This is a genomic window from Xanthomonas sp. BRIP62409, from assembly GCF_003992965.1.
GTDB lineage: Bacteria > Pseudomonadota > Gammaproteobacteria > Xanthomonadales > Xanthomonadaceae > Xanthomonas > Xanthomonas euroxanthea.
Genome location: NZ_QEZJ01000022.1, coordinates 187,535 through 213,344, shown reverse-complemented (window position 1 = coordinate 213,344; position 25,810 = coordinate 187,535). Strand labels below are relative to the sequence as shown.

21 protein-coding genes and 1 pseudogene are annotated in these 25,810 nt (G+C 66.5%); 14 read left to right on the top strand and 8 right to left on the bottom strand.

Annotated features, from left to right (window positions below):
• The first annotated feature begins 14 nt into the window (after nt 1-14).
• Genes EO170_RS13825 through EO170_RS13815 form a run of 3 tightly spaced genes read left to right on the top strand, consistent with a single transcriptional unit; the run spans nt 15 to nt 2,230 of the window.
• Nucleotides 15-1,268 carry a molybdopterin molybdotransferase MoeA gene (locus tag EO170_RS13825; RefSeq protein WP_126945738.1) on the top strand — a complete coding sequence of 418 codons (1,254 nt, stop codon included), beginning with the start codon at nt 15-17 and terminating at the stop codon, nt 1,266-1,268.
• Between the two features lie 46 nt (nt 1,269-1,314).
• Nucleotides 1,315-1,884 carry a molybdenum cofactor guanylyltransferase gene (locus EO170_RS13820; RefSeq protein ID WP_126945735.1) on the top strand — a complete coding sequence of 190 codons (570 nt, stop codon included), beginning with the start codon at nt 1,315-1,317 and terminating at the stop codon, nt 1,882-1,884.
• Nucleotides 1,868-2,230: a hypothetical protein gene (locus tag EO170_RS13815; protein WP_126945732.1), complete on the top strand. Its 363-nt coding sequence runs from the start codon at nt 1,868-1,870 to the stop codon at nt 2,228-2,230. Before EO170_RS13820 ends, EO170_RS13815 begins: the two co-directional genes overlap by 17 nt.
• 28 nt (nt 2,231-2,258) lie before the next feature.
• Here EO170_RS13815 and EO170_RS13810 read toward each other — a convergent pair whose 3' ends face one another.
• On the bottom strand, nt 2,259-3,257 hold the full coding sequence (locus tag EO170_RS13810; RefSeq protein ID WP_126945729.1) for an NAD(P)-dependent oxidoreductase: 999 nt from the start codon (nt 3,255-3,257) through the stop codon (nt 2,259-2,261).
• A gap of 82 nt (nt 3,258-3,339) precedes the next feature.
• On the opposite strand from EO170_RS13810, the gene EO170_RS13805 reads away from it, so the two are divergent.
• The 7 genes from EO170_RS13805 to cobA all read left to right on the top strand — a co-directional run bounded on the left by EO170_RS13805 (nt 3,340) and on the right by cobA (nt 13,582).
• Nucleotides 3,340-3,912, top strand: coding sequence for an ANTAR domain-containing protein (locus EO170_RS13805; protein WP_024940396.1), 573 nt, complete (start codon nt 3,340-3,342; stop codon nt 3,910-3,912).
• A 4-nt stretch (nt 3,913-3,916) separates the two neighbouring features.
• Entirely contained in the window at nt 3,917-4,993 is a 1,077-nt protein-coding gene (locus EO170_RS13800; protein ID WP_126945726.1) for a CmpA/NrtA family ABC transporter substrate-binding protein, read from the top strand.
• Between the two features lie 972 nt (nt 4,994-5,965).
• Nucleotides 5,966-7,135: a nitrate/nitrite transporter gene (locus EO170_RS13790; protein ID WP_206514019.1), complete on the top strand. Its 1,170-nt coding sequence runs from the start codon at nt 5,966-5,968 to the stop codon at nt 7,133-7,135.
• Between the two features lie 58 nt (nt 7,136-7,193).
• Nucleotides 7,194-9,611 (top strand): nitrite reductase large subunit NirB, encoded by a 2,418-nt coding sequence (nirB, locus tag EO170_RS13785; protein ID WP_241239446.1) that lies wholly within the window; start codon nt 7,194-7,196, stop codon nt 9,609-9,611.
• Nucleotides 9,608-9,973, top strand: a complete 366-nt coding sequence (gene nirD, locus EO170_RS13780; protein WP_164741046.1) for a nitrite reductase small subunit NirD — start codon at nt 9,608-9,610, stop codon at nt 9,971-9,973. The genes nirB and nirD overlap by 4 nt, the downstream gene beginning before the upstream one ends.
• On the top strand, nt 9,970-12,768 hold the full coding sequence (locus EO170_RS13775; protein WP_164741045.1) for a nitrate reductase: 2,799 nt from the start codon (nt 9,970-9,972) through the stop codon (nt 12,766-12,768). The genes nirD and EO170_RS13775 overlap by 4 nt, the downstream gene beginning before the upstream one ends.
• 67 nt (nt 12,769-12,835) lie before the next feature.
• A complete protein-coding gene (gene cobA / locus EO170_RS13770) occupies nt 12,836-13,582 on the top strand; it encodes a uroporphyrinogen-III C-methyltransferase (RefSeq protein ID WP_206514018.1) in 747 nt (248 codons plus the stop codon).
• Nucleotides 13,583-13,638: 56 nt separating this feature from the next.
• On the opposite strand, the gene EO170_RS13765 is transcribed toward cobA, so the two are convergent.
• The 6 genes from EO170_RS13765 to EO170_RS13740 are packed head-to-tail and all read right to left on the bottom strand — an operon-like array spanning nt 13,639 to nt 19,652.
• Nucleotides 13,639-14,667 (bottom strand): acyltransferase, encoded by a 1,029-nt coding sequence (locus EO170_RS13765; protein WP_126945714.1) that lies wholly within the window; start codon nt 14,665-14,667, stop codon nt 13,639-13,641.
• 44 nt (nt 14,668-14,711) lie between these two features.
• Nucleotides 14,712-16,013 carry an SAF domain-containing protein gene (locus EO170_RS13760; RefSeq protein ID WP_126945711.1) on the bottom strand — a complete coding sequence of 434 codons (1,302 nt, stop codon included), beginning with the start codon at nt 16,011-16,013 and terminating at the stop codon, nt 14,712-14,714.
• Entirely contained in the window at nt 16,010-16,591 is a 582-nt protein-coding gene (gene rfbC / locus EO170_RS13755; RefSeq protein ID WP_126945708.1) for a dTDP-4-dehydrorhamnose 3,5-epimerase, read from the bottom strand. The genes EO170_RS13760 and rfbC overlap by 4 nt, the downstream gene beginning before the upstream one ends.
• Nucleotides 16,588-17,637, bottom strand: coding sequence for an SDR family oxidoreductase (locus tag EO170_RS13750; RefSeq protein ID WP_119131977.1), 1,050 nt, complete (start codon nt 17,635-17,637; stop codon nt 16,588-16,590). Before EO170_RS13750 ends, rfbC begins: the two co-directional genes overlap by 4 nt.
• 4 nt (nt 17,638-17,641) lie before the next feature.
• On the bottom strand, nt 17,642-18,415 hold the full coding sequence (gene rfbF / locus EO170_RS13745; protein WP_126945705.1) for a glucose-1-phosphate cytidylyltransferase: 774 nt from the start codon (nt 18,413-18,415) through the stop codon (nt 17,642-17,644).
• Between the two features lie 52 nt (nt 18,416-18,467).
• The gene (locus EO170_RS13740; RefSeq protein ID WP_119128761.1) at nt 18,468-19,652 is read right to left on the bottom strand and encodes a glycosyltransferase; all 1,185 of its coding nucleotides are present in this window, start codon (nt 19,650-19,652) and stop codon (nt 18,468-18,470) included.
• A gap of 234 nt (nt 19,653-19,886) precedes the next feature.
• On the opposite strand from EO170_RS13740, the pseudogene EO170_RS13735 reads away from it, so the two are divergent.
• The 4 genes and pseudogenes from EO170_RS13735 to EO170_RS13720 all read left to right on the top strand — a co-directional run bounded on the left by EO170_RS13735 (nt 19,887) and on the right by EO170_RS13720 (nt 23,823).
• Nucleotides 19,887-21,022, top strand: a pseudogene (locus EO170_RS13735) (NAD(P)/FAD-dependent oxidoreductase).
• Nucleotides 21,023-21,350: 328 nt separating this feature from the next.
• Complete coding sequence (locus tag EO170_RS13730) at nt 21,351-21,608, top strand: KGG domain-containing protein (protein ID WP_024940389.1); 258 nt, start codon at nt 21,351-21,353, stop codon at nt 21,606-21,608.
• 461 nt (nt 21,609-22,069) lie between these two features.
• Nucleotides 22,070-22,990: a M14 family metallocarboxypeptidase gene (locus tag EO170_RS13725; RefSeq protein WP_126945702.1), complete on the top strand. Its 921-nt coding sequence runs from the start codon at nt 22,070-22,072 to the stop codon at nt 22,988-22,990.
• Nucleotides 22,991-23,124: 134 nt separating this feature from the next.
• Nucleotides 23,125-23,823, top strand: coding sequence for a DUF1349 domain-containing protein (locus EO170_RS13720; RefSeq protein ID WP_126945699.1), 699 nt, complete (start codon nt 23,125-23,127; stop codon nt 23,821-23,823).
• Nucleotides 23,824-23,948: 125 nt separating this feature from the next.
• On the opposite strand, the gene EO170_RS13715 is transcribed toward EO170_RS13720, so the two are convergent.
• Nucleotides 23,949-25,760 (bottom strand): EAL domain-containing protein, encoded by a 1,812-nt coding sequence (locus EO170_RS13715; protein WP_126945695.1) that lies wholly within the window; start codon nt 25,758-25,760, stop codon nt 23,949-23,951.
• Between the last annotated feature and the right edge of the window lie 50 nt (nt 25,761-25,810).

Sequence of the window (25,810 nt, the reverse complement as noted above, 5' to 3'; positions counted from 1 at the left end):
ACCGTGCCTTGCTCATGATCAGCTACGCCGACGCACTTGCGATTGTCCACCAGCAGATCGCCGTGCTTGCCGGCGAGTGGGTGGACAGTGCCGATGCCGAGGGACGGGTGCTTGCGCAGGCCTTGTCGAGTCCGGCCGAGCTGCCGGTGTTCGACAACAGTGCGATGGACGGATTTGCGTTGCTCACTGCCGGCCGCGGTGCAACCGCCGGCAGCGAACACGTCATCGGCGGCAGCGTTGCCGCAGGTGAAGATGCCGGTGGCATCGCGGTTGGCCACGCTTGGGAAATCATGACCGGTGCCGGCTTGCCTGCGGGTGCCGATGCAGTGGTGCCGATCGAGCAGGTGGACGTGCTGGCGCATGATGGCCCACGGCCCAGCCGCATCCGTCTGCGCACCGATCTTCGCGCCGGCCAGCACATTCGGCGACGCGGGGAAGATGTGGCCTTGCACGATCGCGTGATCGCAGCCGGCACCGTGCTGCGCGCCGCCCACCTGATGCTGTTGGCCGCGCTGGGGTGTGCGCGTGTGCAGGTGGTGCGGCGTCCGCGTGTGGCCCTGATTGCGACCGGCCGCGAGCTGGTCGGCGATCCGGCGCAGCTGCTGCAGCCTGGTCAGATCCGCGATGGCACCAGCAGCTATCTGCTCAGCCAGCTGCGTGCAGCCGGTGCCGAAGTCGTGTGGCATGGACAGGTGGGCGATGACGCTGCCGGCTTCGATCCGGCGCTTGCGCAGGCGCGCAATGCGGGCGCAGATGTGATTCTGAGCACGGGCGCGGTGTCGCGCGGTCGCTACGATTTCGTGCCGGATGCCTTGGCACGGCATGGCGCGGCGGTGCTGTTCCACAAGGTTGCAGTGCGGCCGGGCAAGCCGGTGTTGCTGGCGCGCTTCGAGGACGGCGTGCTGTATGTCGGCCTGCCGGGCAATCCAATGGCCAGCGCCGCCGGGCTGCGTTTTTTCGTCGAGCCGGCGTTGCGCGGCTTGCTTGGCATGCCGGCCGAGCGCGGCTTGCAGGTTGCGCTGGAGACGCCGATGCAGGCACGGCCACTCTGGCGGCAGCACCTGCGCGCACGCTTGAGCTGCAGCGCTGCCGGCGTGCTCTGCGTGCAGATCCTGCCGCAGCAGGAGTCGTTCCGCGTGGCGCCGTTGCTGCAGGCCAATGTGTGGGCAGTGCTGGAACCGCAGGACGCAGGCGCCGCGCCCGCGACGACGGCGCAGGTGTTCGGGCTGGGCCATCTGCAGCCGGCCGCACCGGCGCTTGTGCCATGAGCGTGCGCCGGCACGTGGCGCGATGTGGTGCCGGCGGGCGGGCGGCATGAGTGCCACGTCTGCCTGGACGGGTGTGGTGCTGGCCGGTGGCCGGTCCTCTCGGATGGGGCAGGACAAGGCGCTGCTGCAGTGGCACGGCCGTCCATTGCTGGAGCACATGCAGGCCTTGCTGCGTGATGCCGGCGCGCGCGATGTGGTGATCAGCGGCAATCGCCCGGGCTATGCCGGGATTGCCGACGTGCAGCCGGACCTGGGGCCGCTTGGCGGCCTGGCCAGCGTCATCAGTCGACTGGCCGATGCAGTGACGCTGGTGGTAGTCCCGGTCGACATGCCACTGCTGTCCAGGGCATTGCTAGAGCGGCTGCTGGCCCCGCCACATCGGCGCTGCGTTGCCTTCGAAGACCAGATGTTGCCAATGCGGCTGTACCTGGATGCCGCTGTGCGTGAGGCACTCGCTGCGCTGATGGCCGGCGCCGGGCCGTCGCGCTCGCTGCGCGCCCTGCAGGCCGCATTGCACTGCCATCGCGTGGCTGTCACCGCCAGCCAACGCGCCGCGTTCGTCAATTGCAATACGCCCGAGCAGTGGAGTCAGCTCACGCATGAAAATCCAGATTGAAGGTCAGCAGCTGCGCTTTCGCATCGACGAAGCCGAACTGGCCGAGTTGCTTGCCGGGCGCACGGTCGAGAACCTGAGCCGCTTGCCGAGCGGGCAGGGCGCGCGCCTGGTGCGCCACAGCGTGAGCCTGACCGGCGGTCACGCAGCCTGCAACTGCGCCACCGACCATTGGCAGTTGTCGGTGCCGCGCGATGCATTGGAGGACCATGCAAGGCAATTGCCCAGCCGCGAGGGGCTGCGCTTCAGCTTCGACGCCGGTGCTGGCCATGCCGAACAGACGACGTTACAGGTGACCTTCGATATCGATGTGCGCGACAGTGCGCGCAAGCGCTTTCCGAAAACCTGAGGTGGCGGTGGCCGCGCGCGCGCACCGCTTATGCGCCGGCTTCAAGCCGCGCAGCAATGCCGGGTACACGCTCGCACGCCAGGCCACGCGCCTGCAGCGCGGCCTGGATTGCGGCAGCATCGGTATCGCTGTAGCCGGCGCCGCTGCGCAACGCGACCACGTGCAGGCCTTCGGTGGCCAGTTCCAGCAATAGATCGTGTTGTGTAGCGGCATCGTGCGGCAAGCCGCGGCGTGAGGCATCGCGCCTTGCCAGTTCCAGCACTGCCTCGGGGATGTCGTCGCCGATCAGCAGGACGTCGGCCAGATTCATCGCGCGCAGCGCCTTGAGGGTGAGCAGGCCGGGATCGCCCGGTCCGGTGCCGACCAGTTGCACGCTGCCACGTGCCGGCACCGCGCCGGCGTCGTCCAGTGCGGCGATGAAGGCGCTTTCGGCCGCGTCGTCGTTGCCGGCCTGCAGCAGCAGCGGCACGTTGCCGTCGATGACGCGGTCGAACCAGCGCCGGCGCCGGTTCATGTCGGGGAACTGGCTGCGGATGCGCTCGCGGTGACGCGCAAACAGGCCGGCGAAGCGACCGACCGAGACATCCAGTTCGCGCTCGAGCCGTTCGCGCAGGCGGCGTGCCAGCATCGGTGCGGCACCGGCGGAGGAAATGGCGATGACCAGCGGATCGCGGTCCACGATGGCCGGCACCTGATAGGTCGACAGCTCCGCATCGTCCACCACGTTGACCAGGCGCTGACGCGCGCCGGCGGCAGTGGCGACATGTTGATTCAACGCGCCGTCGTCGGTGGCGGCGACCACCAGCCACACGTCATCGATCCAGGCGGGATCGAACTGGCCGCCCAATTGTTCGAAACGGCCGGCCTGCATCAGCTCTGCCAGTTCGGGCGAGAGCGCATGCGCGTACAGGCGGATGTGCGCACCGGCCTTGAGCAGCGCCAGCACCTTGCGCGTGGCGACTTCGCCACCGCCGATGACCAGCACGGCGCGCGCCTGCAGGTTTGCGAACAACGGGAACAACGGCATCAGACGTACTCCGAAAGGATGGCTCGCATCGACGGCATGTTGCATGGCACCATCAGGCCACGTCCACGCCTCGCTGCCACCAATGCGTGTCCTGCTGGTCAACGATACCGAAAAGCCGATCGGCGAACTGCGTCAGGCATTGACGCGCGCCGGCTACACGGTGCTCGACGATGTGGCATCGGTCGGTGCCTTGCTGCATGCGGTACAGAGTCAGCAGCCGGACGTGGTGGTGATCGATGTCGACTCGCCCTCGCGCGACACCCTGGAGCAACTGTCGATGCTGCATGCCCACGCGCCGCGCCCGGTGGTGATGTTTTCCGGAGATGGCGACGATGCCTTGATCCATGCGGCCGTCGGCGCCGGCGTCACTGCCTATGTGGTCGATGGCCTGGCGCCGGCGCGGTTGGCGCCGATCGTGCAGGTGGCGCTTGCGCGGTTTGCGCAGGAAAGCAGCATGCGCAAGCGCCTGGACGATGTGCAGCAGGCGCTGCAGGACCGCAAGCTGATCGATCGCGCCAAGGGCCTGTTGATGGAAAAACGCGGCCTGAGCGAGGCCGACGCCTACGCGGCGCTGCGCCAGCAGGCGATGAAGCAGGGCGTCAAACTGGCCGAAGTGGCGCGACGCATCGTGGCCATGGCCGAGTTGCTGGGATGACCACATGAGCCAAGCCGACCTCCCCGTACTGCGCGTGGCCTACATGCCGCTGATCGATTGCGCGCCCCTGGTCGCGGCGCAACGACTGGGCCTGGATCACGTGCATGGGCTGCAGTTGCACTTGCAACGGCAGGCGTCCTGGGCCGGCGTACGCGACCGTCTGCTGGCGGGCGAGGTCGATGCAGCGCACACCCTGGCCAGCCTGGTCTATGCGATCGACCTGGGCATTGCCGGGCCGCAGTGCCCGATGGCGCTGTTGCTGACGCTCAACCACAACGGCCAGGCGATCACGCTGGCACCTGCGCTCGCGCAGGCCTTGGCCGATGGGCAGACCTTGCCACAGGCGCTGGCCAGCCTGGGTCGCCGCGCCGTGTTCGCGCAGACCTTCCCCACCGGCACGCATGCGTTGTGGCTGTACTACTGGCTGGCCGCACGCGGCGTGGACCCGATGCGCGAAGTGGAGGTACTCAGCATCCCGCCGCCGCAGATGCCGGACGCCTTGGCCAGTGGCCTGGTCGATGGCTATTGCTCCGGTGAGCCATGGGCGGCGGTTGCGCAGGCGCAGGGCAGCGGTCGACGGGTGATCCGCAGTGGCGAGCTGTGGGCCGGCCATCCGGAAAAAGTGCTGGCCTGCCGACGCGAATTCGCCGCGCTGCAACCCGAGTTGACCGAACGCCTGACCGCCTGCGTGCTGGAGGCCTGCCGCTGGCTGGATGCTGACCCGGCCAATCGCGCGCAATGTGCGCAGTGGCTGGCCGAGCCGCAGCATATCGGTGTGTCGGCGGCGCATCTGGCGGCCTGCCTCGACGCCGATGCCGATGCCGATGCGAAGGCATCTGCGAACGATGGGACGGCGCTGGCCTTTCACCGCGATGGCGCGGTCAACATGCCTTGGCTATCGGACGGCGAGTGGTTCCTGACCCAGTTTCAACGCTGGGGCTGGCATGACATCCAGGAAGACGACATCGCGCGGCTGCGCGACATCCATCGACTGGACAATTATCGGCGCGCGGCCGCACGCATCGGCGTGGCCGTGCCGGAGGGCGATCACCGCAGCAATCGGTTGTTCGATTCGCGCTGAGCGTGGCTGACAAGAGGGTCGTGCGGCCAGCCAGGCTGCGGTTGGCTGGATGCACTGGATCGAGTGGAAGCGGAAGCAGCGGCAAAAATTACAACGGCAACGGCAACGGCGCGAGGCATGTGGTCTGCCGCTTGGTTGCAGGGCCCTTGCCCGCCCACCATCGCAGGACACGCCGCAAGTACGTCCTTGTAGGCTCCGGCGCGGCATCCATGCCGCTCAGGGTCCCGCGACGGTGAGCGGGCAAGGGCCAGTCGAGATGGTCGGTGTGCATGGCAAGAGCAGTGCTGGATGCGCCTCGTTCGATCATGAAGCATCGGCTCCATGTCTGATGCACGCCACAATAAAGACAGCTTTTCAACTAAGCGCCGACCAACTGTCTGGCGCGGTGTCCTCGCCGGTTGCGGGACCGTGTTGCGGCATGGAGGCCGCCACCGAGCGTCCACGGATGGATTCACGGCATGTCCCGCAAGCGGTGAGGGCATCGCGCCCTCGACTAGCCAAGCTTTGACCTAAACATTTGACTGCATCTAATAAGGACACCGCGCCCTTGTAGTGCACCAGATGTATTCGGCGCTCTTAGCCATGCGATGGGGGCAGGGCGCGCACCAACCGACGCACGCTATTGGTGCATCGGCGCACGAAAGCCGGGAACGGCACGCTGCATCCGTTCCTCGACAGATCGTTGGCGAACTTCAGGCATTGCAAGAAAGCCACCATTTTCCAGTGACTTGCAGCGGCATGATGCCCCGGGTGCGCAAGTTGGCACGTTGATTGCTTGGCACTCACGTGCAGGTGCAACGGCGTACCTGCAACAACACACACACGATGCAGCGGATCAACGGCGATCCGCACGCATTAAGGACAACGGCGTCCTTCCGGTTTTACCGGAGGGGCGCCGTTTTTTTTTTGGCCATCGCATTCGAAGAGGTCTCTATGCAGCGCTCGTTCTGGCGATCCGGGCACACGCCCACCTTGTTCGCATCCTTCCTGTATTTCGACCTGAGCTTCATGGTGTGGTATCTGCTCGGTCCGCTGCAGGTGCCGATTGCGCAATCGCTGGGACTGGATACGCAGCAGCGCGCCCTGATGGTGGCGGTGCCGATCCTGTGCGGCGCCGTGCTGCGGCTGGCGCTGGGCATGCTGGCCGATCGTATCGGTGCCAAGCGTGCCGGCGTTGCCGCACAGCTTGCGGTGATCGCGTCGTTGTTTGGTGCCTGGCAGTTCGGCGTGCACAGCATGGGGCAGGTGTTGCTGCTGGGCGTGTTGCTCGGCATTGCCGGTGCCTCGTTCGCGGTTGCGCTGCCGCTGGCCTCGCGCTGGTATCCGCCCGAGCATCAGGGCACGGCGATGGGCATTGCCGGTGCGGGCAATTCCGGCACGGTGCTGGCGGCGTTGTTCGCACCGATGCTGGCGTTGGCGTTCGGTTGCCAGAATGTATTCGGACTGGCATGCATCCCGTTGCTGCTGACGCTGATCGTGTTTGTCTTGATTGCGAAGGAGGCGCCGGCACCGGTCGCACGCAAGCGCTGGTCTGACTACGGCCGCGTGCTGGTGGGCAACCGCGATGCCTGGCGCTTCATGTTTTTCTATTCGGTGACCTTTGGCGGTTTCTCCGGGTTTGCCAGCGCGTTGCCGGGCTACTTCCACGACCAGTTCGGCTTCGATGCGCGCACTGCGGGCTGGGCGACCGCTGCCTGCGTGCTGGCGGGGTCGGTGATGCGCCCGTTGGGCGGCGTGATTGCGGACCGCGTTGGCGGCACGCGTGCCTTGCTCACCGTCTATCTCCTGGTGGCTGCGCTGGTGGGCATCGCAGGTGTCGGTGCGGGCGGTGCGATGGTGACGCTGGCCTTGTTCGTGCTGACCTTGTTGTGCCTGGGCGCCGGCAATGGCGCGGTGTTCCAGCTGGTACCGCAGCGGTTTGCGCAGGACATCGGCGTGATGACCGGCTTGATCGGCATGGCCGGCGGCATCGGCGGGTTTGCGCTGGCTGCGGGCCTGGGCGTGCTCAAGCAGCACACCGGCAGCTACGCGATCGGCATGTGGGTGTTCGCTGCGTTCGCACTCGGTGGTTGGGCGTTGCTGGCCGGTGTCAAGACGCAGTGGCGTAGCGAATGGTCCAGCGCCGGCGCGGCGCGGGTCTGACATGTCGACAGGAATCCAGGCAATGAAGCAACCCAGACTCGTCGTCATCGGCAATGGCATGGCCGGCATCCGCACCGTGGAGGAACTGCTCAAGCTGATGCCGGGCATGTACCAGATCACCGTGTTCGGGGCCGAGCCGCATCCCAACTACAACCGCATCCTGCTGTCGCCGGTGTTGGCCGGCGAGCAGGAGTTCGACGATATCGTGCTCAATCCGTTGCAGTGGTATCGGGACAACGGCATCCACCTGCATTTGAACAAGGAAGTCACGCGCATCGATCGGGTGCGTCGCCGCGTGATCGCCGCCGATGGCACCGAGGCCGAGTACGATCGCTTGTTGATCGCCACCGGTTCGGTGCCGTTCGTGTTGCCGATCCCCGGCAACGATTTGAACGGTGTGATCGGCTACCGCGATATCCAGGACACGCGCACGATGATCGAGACCGCGCGCAGCAAGCGGCACGCGGTGGTGATCGGTGGCGGCCTGCTCGGCCTGGAAGCGGCCAATGGCTTGAAGCTGCGCGGGATGGACGTGACCGTGGTGCATCTGGCCGGGTGGTTGCTGGAGCGCCAGCTCGACCCGGTGGCCGGCAATCTGCTGCAGCAGGCACTGCGCGCGCGCGGGCTGGAGTTCAAGCTGAGTACCGCGACCAGTGCATTGCTGGGCAATGCGCAGGGCGAGGTGATTGGCGTGAAGTTCGCCGATGGCAGCGAGATCCCGGCCGATCTGGTGGTGATGGCAGCGGGCATCCGCCCGAATACCCGGCTGGCCGAAGACGCCGGCATCCATTGCGCGCGCGGCATCGTGGTCAATGACAGTCTGCAGAGCTTCGATCCGCGCGTGTACGCAGTGGGCGAGTGCGCAAACCACCGTGGCATTGCGTATGGCCTGGTGGCACCGTTGTTCGAGCAGGCCAAGGTGTGCGCGAATCACCTGGCGCAGTTCGGCATCGGCATCTACCGCGGTTCGGTGGCCTCGACCAAGCTCAAGGTCACCGGGATCGACCTGTTTTCGGCCGGCGATTTCATGGGCGGCGATGGCTGCGAGGAGATCGTGCTGTCCGATCCGGCCGGCGGGGTCTACAAGAAGCTGGTGATCCGCGACGATGTGCTGGTCGGCGCCTGCCTGTACGGCGACACCAGCGATGGCGGCTGGTACTTCAAGCTGCTCAAGGACGGCACGCCGATCCAGGCGCAGCGCGACCAGCTGATCTTCGGCGAGAGCACACTCGGCGATGCCGGTACCGGCGGGCAGGACCGCGCCAGTGCGATGGCCGACAGCGACGAGGTCTGCGGCTGCAACGGGGTGTGCAAGGGCACGATTGTCAAAGCCATCAGCGAGCAGGGGCTGTTCACCGTCGATGAGGTGAAGAAGCACACCAAGGCGGCCAGTTCCTGCGGCTCGTGCACGGGGCTGGTCGAGCAGATCCTGATGAACTGCCTGGGCTCCAACTTCCAGGAAACGCCGAAAACCAAGGCCGTCTGCGCCTGCACCGATCTGAGCCATGGCGAGGTGCGTCGCGCCATTCGCGAGCACCGGTTGCTGACCCATGCGCAGGCCTACGCCTTCATGGAATGGCGCACGCCCAATGGTTGCGCGACCTGCCGGCCGGCAATCAACTACTACATGTTGTCGAGCTGGCCGCACGAGGCCATCGACGATCCGCAGTCGCGCTTCATCAACGAGCGTGCGCACGCCAACATCCAGAAGGACGGCACCTTCTCGGTGATTCCGCAGATGAAGGGCGGGGTGACCAATGCCGGCGAGCTGCGCCGCATTGCCGATGTCGCCGACAAGTACGCCGTGCCGATGGTCAAGGTGACCGGTGGCCAGCGCATCGATCTGCTTGGGGTCCGGAAGGAAGACCTGGTGGATGTGTGGCGCGATCTGGGCATGCCTTCCGGCCACGCCTACGGCAAGTCGATCCGCACGGTGAAGACCTGCGTGGGCAGCGAGTTCTGCCGTTTCGGTACCCAGAACAGCACGCAGATGGGCATCGACCTGGAAACCATGCTGGCCAATATGTGGAGCCCGCACAAGGTGAAGCTGGCGGTGTCCGGTTGCCCGCGCAACTGCGCCGAATCCGGTATCAAGGATGTCGGCATCATCGCGGTGGACTCGGGGTGGGAGCTGCATGTCGGCGGCAACGGCGGCATCAAGACCGAAGTGGCGCGCTTCCTGGTCAAGGTGAGCACCGCAGAGGACGTGCGCGAATACACCGGCGCGTTCCTGCAGCTGTATCGCGAGCAGGCGTATTACCTGGATCGCACCGTGCACTACATCGCACGGGTGGGGCTGGATTACATCCGCGCACAAGTGGTGGATGACGCGGCCAACCGGCGTGCCTTGTACGAGCGCCTGCTGTATTCGCTCGAGGGTCTGGTCGACCCGTGGAAGGCGCGTGTCGCCGGCGAACGTCGGCAGGAGTACCAACCGCTGCGCATCGCCGCGCCGGCCGCGACGGTGGAGGAATGAACATGCAGCAGACCGCCTGGATCCGCGTGTGCGCGCTGCAGGACCTGCCTGCATTGGGCGCGCGCGTGCTCGAAGTCGACGGCCTTGCGCCGATCGCCCTGTTCCGCACCGCCAGCGACCAGGTGTTTGCGTTGCGCGACCGCTGCCCGCACAAGGGCGGGCCGTTGTCGCAGGGCATCGTGGCCGGCGAAACGGTGACCTGCCCGTTGCACGGCTGGGCGATCGCCTTGCAGAGCGGCCAGGCCTGCGCGCCGGATGTGGGCTGCGCGCCGCGTTACCCGGTCAAGGTGGAGGCCGAGGCGGTGTGGATCGTGTTGCAGCCGGTATCGCTGCCGGATGCCGTCGCCGAGCCGGCCGCATGAGCGACGGCCAGCAGCGACCCTTGACCGGTGAGGCGGTGCCGCCGCAGACGCCCGCGCCGATGCACCGCATCACGCGTTCGACCTGCTGCTACTGCGGCGTGGGCTGCGGGGTGCTGATCCACAGCGAGCACGATGCCACTGGCGAACGCATCGTCGGGATCGAAGGCGACCCGCTGCATCCGGCCAATCATGGCCGCTTGTGCAGCAAGGGCCTGGCCTTGCCGCAGACCGTCGCCAGCACCCAGGGGCGCGTACTCGCGCCCGAACTGCGTCGTCATCGGCAGGCGCCGCGGGCGGTAGTGAGCTGGGATCAGGCGCTCGACCACGTCACCGGCAAGCTGGCGGCGATCATCGAGCAGCATGGCCCGGATGCGGTGGCGTTCTATCTCTCGGGCCAGTTGTTGACCGAGGACTATTACGTCTTCAACAAGCTCGCCAAGGGCCTGCTCGGCACCAACAACATCGACACCAATTCGCGGCTGTGCATGTCCAGCGCGGTCACCGCCTACAAGCTCGCGCTGGGCGCCGACGGCCCGCCGACCTGCTACGAGGATCTGGAGCTGGCGCAGACCGTGCTGTTTGCCGGCAGCAACATGGCGTATGCGCATCCGGTGCTGTTTCGCCGCCTGGAAGATGCACGCGCGCGCAATCCCGGGATTCGCTGGATCGTGATCGACCCGCGTCGCACCGACACCGCGGCCATGGCCGACCTGCACCTGGCGATCGAGCCCGGAACCGACGTTGCGCTGTTCAACGGCATGCTGCATCACCTGATCTGGGAGGGTCTGGTGGATGCGCGTTTCGTTGCGGCCCATACCGAGGACTTCGACGCACTCAAGCACCTGCTGCGCGAATACACCCCGCGCATGAGCGCCGAGATCTGCGGTATCTCGCATGAGGACCTGGTGCAGGCGGCCGAGTGGTTCGGGCGCAGCCCGGCGGCCTTGTCGCTGTACTGCATGGGCCTGAATCAGTCCGCGCAGGGCACCGACAAGAACCTGGCCCTGATCAACCTGCATCTGGCGACCGGGCAGATCGGCAAGCCGGGTGCAGGCCCGTTTTCGCTGACCGGCCAGCCCAATGCGATGGGTGGGCGCGAGGTCGGCGGCATGGCGACGATGCTGGCGGCGCATCGCGAGATCGGCAATGCCGAGGACCGTGCGGAACTGGAACGCCTGTGGCATCTGCCGGCCGGCCGGCTGAGTGCCACGGCCGGCACACCGGCCGTGCAGTTGTTCGAGCGCCTGCGTGCCGGCAGCCTGAGGGCGGTGTGGATCGTGTGTACCAACCCCGTGCACTCGATGCCGGAGGTGGATGGCATTCGCGCCGCACTGGAACAGGCCGAGCTGGTGATCGTGCAGGACGCGTTCTCCGGCACCGACACCGTGCCGTATGCCGACGTGCTGTTGCCGGCCACCAGCTGGGGCGAGAAGGACGGCAGCGTGACCAACTCCGAGCGTCGCATCACCCGCGTGCGCAAGGCGGTGGACGCGCCGGGCCAGGCGCGCGCGGATTGGTGGATCGCCAGTGAAGTGGCGCGCCGGCTCGAGGCGCGTCTTGCACCAGCGAGCGGCACAGGCCTGTTCGGGTTCGACAGCGCCGCGCAGATCTTCGACGAGCATCGCGCGTTGACGGTGGGCCGTGACCTGGATATCGGCGGGCTGGACTACCCGATGCTGGACGGCGGGCCGCAGCAGTGGCCATTCCCTGCCGGCACTGCACACGGGCAGGCGCGTCGCTATACCGACGGCGTGTTCGCCACCGGCAACGGGCGCGCGCGCTTCCACGCCACGCCGTATCGCAAGGTGGCCGAGCCGACCTCGGCACGTTTCCCGATGCGGCTGCTGACCGGGCGGCTGCGCGACCAATGGCATGGCATGTCGCGCAGCGGACGCGTGCCGGCAGCGTTTGCGCATAGCCCCGAACCGGCCTTGCGCATGCATCCGGACGATGCGACGCGACGCGGCCTGGTCGCTGGCGAGCTGGTGCAGATCGCCAGCAAGCGCGGTGCGCTGGTGCTGCCGCTGGAACTCTCCGACGAGCTGCGCTCGGGCACCGTGTTCGCTGCGATGCATTGGAGCGGGCAGCACCTGTCCAGCGGCGGCATCAACGAAGTCAGCAGCCCGGCGGTGGACGCGCGCTCGCAGCAGCCCGAGCTCAAGCATGCGGCGGTGCGGGTGGAGAAGGCGGTGTTCGGCTGGCATCTGCTGGCGGCGCGGCGCGGCGATGCGCTGGCCCTGCAACGGGCGCTGCAGCCGCTGTTGCGCGATTGCGGCTATGCATCGCTGCGGCTGCATGCCGAGCCGCTGGCCGGGGCCGGCGGGCACTGGGCGGTTTTGCATGCGGCCTGCGAGCGCGCCCCGGATGCCGGCTGGCTCGACCGTCTGATTGCGGCACTGCAGCTGCCGGCCGGCGCCGACGTGCTGGAGTACCGCGACCTGCGCCGCGGGCTGATGCGTCGTGTGGGCTGGCGCATGCAGGATGGCCACAGCCATATCGACGGCCTGCTGCTCACCGCAGCGCAGCCCAGCGAGGCCAACCAGGCATTACTGCGCACCGCATTGGCAGGCTTGCCGTGGCGTGGTCCGCGGCTGGCGGTGTTTGCGCAGACGCAGGGCGCGCCCAGCGACCCGATCGTCTGCAGCTGCATGCAGGTCTCGACTGCTGCGATCCATGCCGCCATCGACGACGGTGCCGATCTGCCCCAGCTCAAGCAACGCCTTGGCTGCGGCACGGTCTGCGGCTCCTGTGTCCCGCAACTCACCCGGCTGTGCCGGCAACCACGGCACGCCTGAGCGGCCTTCCTGACCTCACATCCTGCGAGACCTTCTCATGTCAGTCCTTCCTTCCTGCGTACGTGATGTGGTGTTGTTGTCCGCCGGCCCCGGCGATCTGGACCTGCTCACCGTCAAGGCGGTCAAGGCGCTGGCGGCCGCGCAAGTGGTGCTGCTGGACGATCTGGCCAACCCGCAGATCGTCGACCTCGCGCCACAGGCGCGGGTGATCCGGGTCGGCAAGCGTGGTGGTTGCCGCTCGACGCCGCAGGATTTCATCTGCCGGCTGATGCGGCGCTACGCCTTGCAGGGCCTGCGCGTGGTGCGCGTCAAAGGCGGCGATGCGCTGCTGTTCGGGCGCGCCGGCGAGGAGATCAGCTTCCTGCGCCGCGCCGGAGTGGGCGTGCAGATCATCAACGGCGTCAGTGCCGCATTCGCCGCGGCATCCGCGCTGGAGGTGTCGCTGACCCATCGCAGCCATTGCCATGGCATCACGTTCGTCACCGCGCATACGCACGATCACGGCGCACCGAACTGGGGCGCACTGGCCGCCAGCGGCACGACGCTGGGCATCTACATGGGCCTGCGGCGTGCCGAGGCCTTGGCCAGCGCCTTGCTGGTGCATCTGCCGGCCAGCACGCCGGCGGCCATCGTGCAGGCCGTCACCCGGCCCGAGCAGCAACGCCGGCTCACCACGCTGGGCGAGCTGGGGATTACCGCTGCGGCAATGCTGCCCGGCTTGCCGACCCTGCTGCTGGTGGGCGCTGCCTTATCCGAGGCGGCAGCGCAGTGCGACGATCGCGCCGGCAGGGTGCTGGAGCAGGCGGTGGGCTGAGCGCGACCTGCGGACCGCCGCGCGCGCCAATCCACGCGCGGCGGCATCGTGACGCTTCAACGCAGAAGGCGGCGCGCATGCCGCAACGCGATGCGCTCGTAGCACAGGTGATAGAGCACGCCGAGCAGCAGTGCGGCGCCCACGCTGAGCAGCAGGTTCACCGGCCAGGTGGCCAGCGGCCCCATCCGCCGCGTGGTGCGTGCCACCAGCGACATCAGCGGCATGTGCACCAGGTAGATCGCATACGACGCATTGCCGAGCAACAGCAGCACCGGGCCGATACGTAGCCAGCCACGCCACTCCGCGCGCACCAGGCCGACCACTGCGCCGGCGAGCGCCAGGCCGAACAGCGGCGAATGCACGCGTTGCATGCCATCGAGCACGAAGCACGCGGACGCGACCACCGCAACTGCATGGCTGACCCACACCATCCACGGTGCAGCGCTCAAGACCGCGCGTGCCGCCAGCATGCCGAACACGAATTCCAGCGTGATGGGATGCAGCAGCAACGCCCGCCAGGACAGCTCCACCGGCTGCGCGAACGGCGCGCCAACGGCGGCATGCAGCAGCGTCAGGCCCGCCCAGAGCAGCGCGCAGCGCAGCGGATGCCCGCTGCGGAAGAACAGCCACGCCAGTGCGTAGAACACCAGCTCGTAGCCCAGCGTCCACGCCACGCCCAATGCAGACTGCCCGCCGACCGGCAGCAGGGTCAGCGTGGCAAGCCATGACCAGCCGGTGTCGCCATCATCCAGGCTGGGCCGCAGCGTATAGGCCAGCGCCAGCGCGATCCCCACCGGCCAGTACGGCAGATAGATGCGGCTGAGACGGCTGCCGGCGTAATCGCGGCTCCAGCCCGGCGTGTCCGCACCGGCATGGTTGACGTAGTAGATGATGAAACCCGACAGCACGAAGAAGAAATCCACGCCCAGGTAGCCGTGCGCCAGCGCCGCGGCCAGCCATGCCGGTAACGGCTGCACCAGGTGCGTGGTGGGCAGCACGCTGTGGCTGAGCACCACCATCGTGGCGGCCAGCGCACGCCCGGCCTGCAGCACGCCGATGGTGGGACGGGCAGGCAGCACGGCCATCGGCTGCGGCATCGGCACGCGGCCGCAGGCCGCTGTCTGCGCGCTCAGGCAGCCAGTTCCGCAGCGTCGGCGAAGACGCTGGCCTGCTCGGCACGCAGGCGATCGATCAGGCGATTGGCCGGCAACTGCACGTCGTCGTAGGTCAGCACCTGGTCCTTGGGCACCGCATGGCGGAGCACACAGCCTTCGGCCACGCCCATCGGCAGCAGCCTTGCGTTTGCGGTGACGTCGGCGCGCTCGCACTGGCCGTAGCTCATGTAGCCGCCGAGCCCGTCGATGGTTTCGCCGATGGCCAGGTCGCGCTTGGCGGTGGCAATCACTTCCACCAGCGGCGCGCCCAGGGGTTGCAGCACTGCATCGCCCAGCAGCACCACCCGCGCCACCGACAGCGGCACCTCGAAGTGGCACAGGTGGTACGGCGTGTAGAAGCTGTACAGCGGACCTTCGCCGAGCTTGTAGAGATTGAGGTAATGCTGCTGCCTGGCATCGTCGTGGCTGGCCAGCACGAACACGCCGGGCGAGGGCAGGGCGCCGACCACGTAATCCACCGCCCCTCCGACCGCACGCAGGGCCTCGATGTCGTAGCGCCGGGTCAGTTCGTCGACATGTGCGCGATGCTCATGGCCGGTCATGCCGCGCTGCAGGATCGACATGCCGGTGCCATTGGCCACGATCGCCTGCTCGAAGCTGATCTTGGTGCCGTCGGCAAAACTGGTGACCATATGCGGGTCCTGGCCCCACTTCGCGGCGAAACCGGCCTGTGTGGCCGGTGTGCGATACGGGTCCTGCAGGCCCTTGATATTGCCGCACAGCAGCGGCGTCAGACCAATCGAGCGTACGAACCGGTACAGGTTCATCTGCACGCCGGGCTGGTCGCCATCGCAGGCGCTGAAGATCACCCCGGCCGCGTCGGCCTTGCGTTTGAGCAGCGGGCCGACGGTGCCGTCGAGTTCGGCATTCATCGTGACCATGTGGCGACCATGGGCGATGGCGCCCAGGCTGATGCGCGCGCCGTAGTCGATGGCTCCGGTGGCATCGATCAGGCAATCCAGCCCATCGCATTCGTAGAGCAGTGCGGGGTCGTCGGTCACCGCAGGAATGCCGGCAGCGATCTGGCGCTTCAACTCGCCGGCGCCATCCACCACGCGCGCGTGCTGGCCGGCCTGGCGGTAGGCCTCCAGTGCCTTGTCCACGCTGCGGTTGCAGATCGCCGACACCCGCATGCCCGGCACCGAGTGCGTGATCTGGTTGACGATGCCGCGTGCCATGAAGCCGGCGCCGTACAGGCCGACACGCAATGGGCGGCCTTCGACAGCACGGGCCTGCAATAGACGATCGATGTTCATGCGCGCTCCCGCTGGGTGAGTCCGGCAAGGGTGGGGATGCCGTGTTGGTGTTCGTTGAAGTCCGGCCAGGCGGCATCCTTGTCGGACACCAGCTGTGGTTCGAGCGGCCACTGCACGCCCAGGCGCGGATCGTTCCAGCGCAAGCCGCGCTCGGCCTGCGGCGTGTACATCGCACTGGCGAAATACAACGCCTCGGTCTGCGGCTGCAGGGTGATGAAGCCATGCGCAAAGCCGCGCGGCACGTAGAGGGCCAGGCGATTGTCGGCAGTCAATTCAATGCCGTACCACTGCAGATACGTGCGTGAATCCGGGCGCAGGTCCACGATCGCATCCCATAGTGCGCCACGGATGCAGCGCACGATCTTGACCTCGGCGGCGGGCGGCAGTTGGTAATGCATGCCGCGCAGGGTGCCGGCCTGCGCATTGAACGAGTTGTTGACCTGCACGAACTGATCGACCAGGCCGGCCTGCGCCATCTCCTGGGTGCAGAACACGCGTGCGAACCAGCCGCGTTCATCGCCACGCTGCTGCGGCTCGACCACGAACGCGCCTGCCAGCGGGGTGGGGTGGAAGATCATGCCGCCACCCTCAGATCCGGTGCCAGGGCGCCTGTGTCGACCAGCTGCTGCAGGATGCGCAGACGAATGAAGTCCGACCGCTGGCGGAAGTCGCCATCGTTGAACCCGGCACGCTGCAGGTCGTCGCGCAGCTCGGTGATGGTCGAACGCAGGGTTTCCTGCGGCTGATGTTCCGGCGCCAGGCGTTCGAACAGGGAGAAGTCCACGCGATAGGAGCGGTTGTCGGTCGGCGCGCTGGTGGAGATTGCAACGTGCGCACTGGGAATCGCCACGCCGACTGCATGGGCCAGATCGCGGATCTGCACGTTCCATCGCTCCGACCCGGCATTGACGAACAGGAACTGCCCGCCGGCCGCGGGCGTACGGCTCACTGCCCAGTCGATGGCGCGCGCCATGTCGCGCACATGGATCAACGGCCGCCAGGGCGAGCCATCGGACAACACCTCCACGGTGCCGTTGGCCACCGCGCTGGCGACGAAATCGTTGAGCACCAGATCCAGCCGCAGACGCGGCGAGGCACCGCAGGCGGTGGCAAAGCGCAGGCAGGTGATCACCATGTCGGTGTCCAGCTGTGCGAGCGCACGCTCGGTATCGATCTTGGAATGCGCATACGCCGTCAGCGGTGCGATGGCGCTGGTTTCCGACCGTGGCGTGCCATCGGCGGCGGCGCCATACACGCTGCAGCTGGAGGCGAACACGAAGTGCCCCACGCCGGCCTGCGCGGCCGCCTGCGCCACCGCCACGCTGGCGCGGCAGTTGATCGCATCGGTGACCAGCTCGAAACGCTTGCCCATCGCATCGTTGGAGATCGCCGCCAGGTGCACCACCGCGTCGAAGCCCTGCAACTGCTGCGCAGTGAGATCGCGCACGTCGCCGAACCATTGCTGGTCCAGCACCACTTCCGGCAGGCGGCGTGGGTCGGACAGGCAGTGCGCGAACCAGCCGCGATCCAGCCCCACCAACCAGGCCTGCGGATAGCGCTGACGCAAATGTGCGGCCACGACCGGGCCGATGTAGCCCATGTTGCCGGTGATCAGAATACGCATGTTGTTACTCCCACACGCGCCAGGGCGCGCGATTGGACGACCAGAGGGTTTCGAGATGATTGCGGTCGCGTAGCGTGTCCATCGGTTGCCAGAAGCCGTCGTGGCGATACACGCTCAGCTCGTCGCGATCGACCAGCGTTTCCAGCGGGCTGTTCTCCCACACGGTGGCATCGCCCTCGATCACGTCGATCACGCGCGGATCGAGCACGAAGAAACCGCCGTTGATCAGGCCATCGCCATCCAGCGGCTTCTCGCGGAATCCGGTGACCTGCTCGCCTTCCACCCGCAGGGCGCCAAAGCGGCCGGGCGGTTGCACGGCGGTGACCGTGGCCATGCGGCCTTCGCGCTGGTGCAGCGCGATGGCGGCAGTGATGTCCACATCGGCCACGCCATCGCCATAGGTCATGCAGAACGCGGCCTCCTCGCGCAGATGTTCGCGCACGCGGCGCAACCGGCCGCCGGTCATGGTCTGTGCGCCGGTATCGATCAGCGTCACGCGCCAGGGCTCGGCGCGGGTGTTGTGCAAGGTGGTGGTGTTGCTGCCGAGGTCGCAGGTGACGTCGGATTCGCGCATGTGGTAATTCATGAAGAAATCCTTGATCACCTCACCGCGGTAGCCCAGGCAGACGATGAAATCCTGGATGCCGTGGTGCGCGTAGATCTTCATGATGTGCCAGAGGATCGGCTTGCCGCCGATCTCCACCATCGGCTTGGGGCGGATGGCGGTTTCCTCGGAAATGCGCGTTCCCAGGCCGCCTGCCAGAATGACTGCTTTCATTGCTGATCCTTGAACTGAGGCGCCGCTGGTCGCGGCGCAGTGCGATAAGGCGCTAGGCGGTCATGCTCAGCGCGATCGCCGGCGGGCAGGCGGCCTGTTCGGCCATCGTGGCCAGGTTGTCGAGCATGGCAAGGCGCTCGGCCATCAGCGGCGGGGGCGGCAACTGCAGCGTCTGCAGGATCTGCGCCCACCGGTGTGCCCAGTCGTGCCGTCGCAGGCACTGCACGGCGTTGTGCAGACGGGCACGCTCCAGGCGCTCGGTCTGCTGCTCCAGATCGCGCAGGAACGGGCCGATCTCCGCGCCATCGGCCGGCAGCTCGATCACGGCGTCTTCCCAATCGAAATACTGGGCAAATTCCGGACATGCCTGCGCGGAGCCGAGGATCACCGCGCCGCCGGCGGCACCTTCGAAATAGCGTGTTGCCAGTGCCTGTTTTTTCACACCTTTGAAGAACCCCTGGGTGTCGACCACGAAGTCGTGCGCCATGAAGAACTTGGCGCGCTTGATCATGGCGGCCGACTGCAGCCGATGTGCCGCCCAGTCCTGCACCGCGCCGCCGCGCAGCACATCGTGCAGATAGAAGAAATCGGGGTTGGCCTGTGCATGTGCCAGCAAGTGCGCATGCACCTGCGGCATGCGCCGGCCGATGCTAACCACATCGATGCAGCGCTGTGGCGGCCGCGGCAGTGGCGTCGCCAGCAGTGTGTCGCAGGCGCTGGCCAGAAACGACACCGGGGTGCTGGTGTAGCGGCGCAGCGCATCGACGCAACTGGCGTTGAGCACGAAGACATGGTCGAACTGGTCCAGCAGTTTCAACTCGGCCTTCTGCGAGTCCAGCAATTCCGGCCAGGTTTCCAGCAGATACACCACGCGGGTACGGCAGCGCTCGCGCCATCCCTTGATGCGGGCCAGTGTGCCCAATTCCCTGGGGAACTGGCACACGTAGAAGAACAGGTCATGGTCCTGTTCGACCACCCGGGGCTGTGCGTTGGACAGCGCAGGCCGCCCGCTCAGCCGTTGCAGCGCAGACACGCCACGGTGTGTGAGTTCGTTGAGCAGATACGACACGCCGGGATTGACGCCGCGTCCGCGGGTGTACTCGGCCGCGGGCGGACACAGCAACTGCGCGTGTTCCAGGCTGCGGATCACGTTGAGCAACGCATACGCCTGCCCATTGAAGGCCTCTGGCCATGCCTCGTAATTGGAGGCAAGCAGGACCGAACGCGTTGCGTCCATTCAAACTCCTTCGGTGATTGCAGCTTCGAACCGGACGCGACAGCGCGCGCTCGGGTAGGGGGAAGAATGCACACCGCAAATGCGGGAAACGTCTGTAGCGTCGAGTAACGTGATTTACGTCATATGTCGAGCCGAATATAGGGTTGGTTTGTGAGAAAAAAGTGATGGCAATCACAACAATCCTGTGCGTTCTAGTAGGCGGATAGACTGATCGACCCTCGTGTGAGAACGGCCATGCAAGACGTCGAGTGCATCGTGATAGGTGCCGGAGTGGTGGGGCTGGCAATTGCGCGCGAGCTGGCGATGCGGGGGCACGAGGTGTTGGTGCTGGAATCCGAAGCCGCCATCGGCACCGGGACCAGCGCACGCAATAGCGAGGTGATCCATGCCGGGCTCTACTATCCGGCCGGTTCGTTGAAGGCGCGGTTGTGCATCAGTGGCAATGCACTGTTGTACGCGTACTGCCAGCAGCGCCACGTGCCGCATCGGCGCTGCGGCAAATTGATCATCGCCTGCGACCACGGCCAGCGCGAGCAGCTTGATCGGCTGCACCGTAGCGCCATTGCCAGCGGCGCGCACGGGTTGCTGCCGCTCGACGCGGCACACATGCAGGCGCGCGAGCCGGCCCTGCGCTGCGTCGCGGCGCTGGAGTCCACCACCACCGGCATCATCGACAGCCATGCGCTGATGCTGGCGTTGCAGGGCGATGCCGAAGCGCATGGAGCCACCGTGGCGCTGCGTGCGCACGTCGACCAGGTCGAGCCGCTTGCGCAAGGGCTGCGCGTGACCGTCGCAGGTCAGCCATCGGCACGGCTGTCCTGTGCCTGGCTGGTGAACGCAGCAGGTCATGGTGCACCGCCGCTGGCCGCGCGGATCGATGGCCTGCCAGCGCATGCGCAGGTGCGCGGCTATTTCGCCAAGGGCAGTTACTTCACGCTGGCAGGGCGCTCGCCATTCCAGCAGTTGATCTACCCCATGCCCGAACCCGGTGGCCTGGGTGTGCATCTCACGCTGGATCTGCACGGGCGTGCGCGCTTCGGCCCCGACGTGGAGTGGGTCGCGCAGCCCGACTATCACTGCGCGCCAGGCCATGCCGCGCGGTTTGCCGCAGCGATCCGGCGTTACTGGCCTGGCCTGGCCTGCCGGACGGCGCGTTGCAGCCCGGCTATTGCGGCGTCCGCCCGAAGATCAGCGCACCAGGCGAGGCGGCGGTCGACTTCCGTATCGATGGTCCGTCCATGCACGGCATCGCCGGCCTGGTGAACCTGTTCGGCATCGAGTCGCCAGGCCTGACCTGTTGCCTGAGCATCGCGCGGCATGTGGCCGCATTGCTGGCTGCCGGGCGCACCGTTCCCGCGCTGCCGGCCTGACGTCGCCGCGCCCTGGCGTTGATTCCGGCTTGCTGGTTCCTTGGGCAAGCGAGGACATCGATGCTCCGACGATGCTGCATGCCGAGATGGTGCCGGGCAGCATCGGCGCGATGAGGCGCGCGCGCCGGCGCACTGGTAGCGCTATCCACATTTGGCCTGCGACGCGTCGGCCAGCCATTACCGGGAGTGCAAGATTTGCACAGCGAGCGCAGCTGTTTTTTCCTGCAACGTGCGGCCGTGCACCGCCTCGCCTGGCTTTACGTGTTGGCACGATAGTTGCGTTATCCCCCCTACCAGTGGCGTGATCGACGCATCGAGAGGAGGCACAGTGGAAGACGGACAAAGCAGTACGCGTAGCCGGCGCGGTTTTGCCGCATTGGATCCTGAAAAACGCCGCGTGTTGGCGAGCAGTGGCGGCAAGGCAGCGCATGCCAGTGGCAATGCGCACGAATTCACCAGCGACGAAGCACGCGAAGCGGGCCGCAAGGGCGGCCAGGCCGTGAGCCGCGATCGCGATCACATGTCGCGGATCGGCAGCAAGGGGGGGCGTTCCAAGCAGGCCAAACCTCAGGAAGAGGCCGTCTAGGCAAGAGTGCGGCGCGCCTCCGGCGCGCCGTTCTTGCTGCAGCGGGACCGCAGGCCCTGCACGCGACGTGCGGGGCCTGCATCGTTTTGCGGACGTGGCCGCCAGGTCACCAGAAAGGCGTGAACAATCGATTGCAGCTGCGCGGGGTCTTCGACGACTTTCGCCTTGCTTGAGTTGTTCCAGACGTGACGCAGATGTTGATGTGCAATGCATCACCGGGGTGTCGGAAGTTTTTTCACTGATTGCCGTGCGCACGCTATCGATTGCAGGGAAATATTTCGCAATTGCCTACTGTGTTTTCCCAAGCGAATGCAGGATTTGCATCCGCTGCAGAATTTCCAGCAGCGCCGGCCTGCAACCGGACTCGGCCTTGCGGGCCATGGGCATCGCGCCAGCCGCCGAATGGACCACCCAGCGTGAAGCGCTTACCCTGGCCGTCTTTTCATTGGATGGCACCTGGAATGACAGAGCGCATGGCGTATCCGATCGGCACCGCAAGGCAACCCTGGGGCGATGCAGAGCGCGCCGCATGGCGGGCACGCCAGCTGCGTCAGCGCAGTCATGCGACGGATGTGGTGCAGGTGATCGATGCGCTGGATGCCAGCCTCGAGCGCGTGCCTTATGGAACGATCCAGGCGGCGTCCGAGCACTTTCCGCTGATTGCGCTGCGCAGCGCCGGCTGGGACGCCGCGTTGCCGTGGGCGCTGGTGACCGGTGGCGTGCATGGCTACGAAACCAGCGGCGTGCAAGGTGCGCTGCAATTCCTGCAGCACCGTGCCGCAGCCTACGCAGGCAAGCTCAATCTGCTGGTGGCGCCCTGTGTCAATCCGTGGGGCTACGAGCGGGTCCAGCGCTGGAATGCCGATGCCATCGACCCCAATCGTGCGTTTCGCCCGGACAGCCCGGCCGCCGAGTCGGCGGCATTGATGCAGCTGGTCGCCGCAGTGGCCGGGCAGGCGCTGGTGCACATCGACCTGCACGAAACCACCGACAGCGACGAAAGCGAATTTCGCCCGGCCCTGGCCGCACGTGACGGCGTCGACTTCGTGCCTGGCAGCATTCCCGATGGCTTCTACCTGGTGGGCGACAGCGAAGATCCGCAACCGCAGTTTCAGCAGGCAATCATTGCCGCCGTCGCCGAGGTCACCCATATCGCACCTGCCGATGCAAACGGCCAGATCATCGGTGCAGCGGTGGTCGCGCATGGCGTCATCAATTACCCGGTGCGGCGTCTGGGGTTGTGCGCAGGCGTCACCGGCGCACGGTATCGCACCACCACCGAGGTGTATCCGGACAGCCCACGCGCGACACCTGCGCAGTGCAATGCCGCGCAGGTGGCGGCCATCTGCGCGGCGTTGGACTACGCGCTCGCACATCACTGACAGCACGGGCCGGCAGCGCGCATCGGAGCTGCCGCCACGGCAACGTCAGCATCTGCACCGCTGCGCAAGCGCATGCGCGTTGACCCACTGCGCGGCTAGACTATGCAGTTCGTCAAATGCATGGAAGACACTGGATGACCCACGATGCGATAGACAGTGCACGCAGACGCCTGCTGGGCGGCGCGATGGGAATGGCCATCAGCGGCGGCGTGCTTGCCAGGCAACCCAACACGGAGAACACGATGGCACAGCACACGCAGTGGCAGGATGGCAGCTGGCTCAATCGGCCACGCACCGTCGCGATCGACGGCGGCACACTGGATGTGGTCACCGACAAGGCCACCGATTTCTGGCGCAAGACGCATTACGGGTTTACCCGCGATAGCGGGCATTTTCTCGGCCTCACCGCCGCGGCGCGCTTCACTGCACAGCTGCGGGTGCGCGCGCAATACGAGTCGCTCTACGATCAGGCCGGCATCATGGTGCGCGTGGACGAGCAGCATTGGGTCAAGGCGGGCATCGAGCTCAGCGATGGCCGTGCGATGCTCAGCAGCGTGTTGACCAACCCTGTCTCCGATTGGGCGACCGGCCCCTACGAGGGCGACCCCAAGGATTTCTGGATCCGCGCCACCGTTGCCGACGGCGTCCTGCGTCTGCAGGTATCGGCCGATGGAAAGACCTGGCCGCTGCTGAGGCTTTGCCCGTTTCCCGTTGCCGAGGCATATCAGGTCGGGCCGATGTGCTGCACCCCGGAGCGTGCCGGGCTGAAGGTGCGTTTTTCCGACTGGACGCTTGGTCCGCCGCTGGGCAAGGACCTGCACGATCTGAGTTGATCGCCGCGTGGCAACGCAGCATGCGCCGCTGCGTTGCCACGTGTCTCACTGCAGGAGGCGAGGGCGGTACTGCGCGCATCGATCACTGCAGATGCGCGCGCATGGCGCGCCCCGGACACATCGCATCACGGCAAGCGCTGCTCGGCCACCGTGTTTGCCACATACGCGGCGACCAGCTCAGCCTCCATCGGCCGGGCCAGCAGATACCCCTGTGCTTCGTCGCATCCCCAACTGCGCAGCAGTGCAATTTCGTCGGCGTGTTCGATGCCTTCTGCCACGGTGCGATATCCCAGCGCACTGGCCAGGCGTACCACCGCCTCGGCGCGCATCTGCATGCCGGCCTTGGTGGCGATGCCGGTCACCAACGAGCGATCGAGCTTGAGGACGTTGACCGGCAGCTCGGTGAGGTAACCGAAGTTGCTGTAGCCGGTGCCGAAGTCGTCGATGGCCACACTGACGCCGGCGTCGCGCAGGGTGCGCAGCCGCGGCACCGCCTCCACATTGCTGCGCAGCCAGCGGCCCTCGGTGATTTCCAGCTCGATCCGCTGGGTGGGAATGGCCAGTTCCCGGCAGCGGTGGATGAGGTCTGCGGCAAGATTGAGGTTGCCGAAATCGCGCGAGGACAGATTGATCGACAAGGAAAAATCCAGGCCCTGCGCGCGCCAGCTGGCCAATTGCACCAACGCGTGCTCGATCACCCAGTTGGTGACGGTGCACATCAAGGCGGTCTTTTCGAACAACGGGATGAATTCGTCCGGGCCGATCGGGCCGAGGCTGGCATGCCGCCAGCGCAGCAGTGCCTCGAAGCCGGTCACCGACAGGTCCTCGAGATTGATCCGGGGCTGGAAGACCAGGCGGAAATCACCGGCTTCCAGGGCCTTTTCGGCGTCCAGCGCCAGCCGGTACGAGCGTTGGATCGCATCGTCGTGGGAGGCGCTGTACCAGCACACGATGGCGTGGTTGCTGATCGCATCGCCCAGCGCCACCAGCCCCTTGCGCATGACATCGTTGGTGTCCGGCTGCTGCGGTGCAAAGCGCACCACGCCGGCATGAAAGGTCAACGACATCGGGATGCCGGCCGCATCCATCGGTGCATGCAACATGTCGCGCAGATCGAGCAACAGGTCCTCCATCTCGTCGGGCGCGGAATTCAACAGGAAGAACGCAAAACGCATCGGTGCCACGTGATAGACGGTGGCCTTGCCGCGCAATGCACGCGTCAGCACATAGCTGGCGTGGCGCACCAGTTCTTCCAGTGGCTGCATGCCCAGCGCCTGACGCGCTTCATTGGCCGCCTGGGTGTCATAGACCTCGATGAAGGCGGCAATGGTGGGCACGCAGTGGCTGCCGAAGGCGAGGGCATCCAGATCTGACTGCAGTTGGCGTGCATTGAGCAGGCCGCTATGCGGTTCGCGCCGCCCGGCACCGAACTGCAACTCCAGCTGCGCCGCTGCCACGTTGGCGAACATCAACAGCTGCTGGTGTTCCTGGCTGGCCAGGAGACGCTCACGCGTGTCGATCACGCACAGGGTGCCGGACACGCCGGTCTGCGGTGCACCCACCGGGACGCACGCAATAAACCGTGCCGGCAGGCCCGGGAAGGCGGCGTCGCCCAACTGGATCGGCGCAAGTGCGGCAGGTTCGATCAGTTCCCTCACCCCGTTGGCCGCGGCAGACGCATGCCGGCACAGTTCGATGGCTTGCTCGACATGCTCGGTACTGATGCCGCGCGCCGCCAGCACGCGCACGCGACCACCTTCGACGATGGTCAATGCAGCCGCGGGCGCAACCAGTGCATGGCAGAGCAGGCGCGCGATCTGATCGAGCGGCTCCATGCCGCCCAGGTCGATCGGCACACCTGACCAGTCGAAGTGCTGTTCCTGCCGTTTGGGGTCCAAAGCAAGCGTCATGTCGTCAGATTCCGTGTTGAACATCACACACCGCATGGCTACTAGAAACAAACCGAGGTCATCGACAGGTGACGATC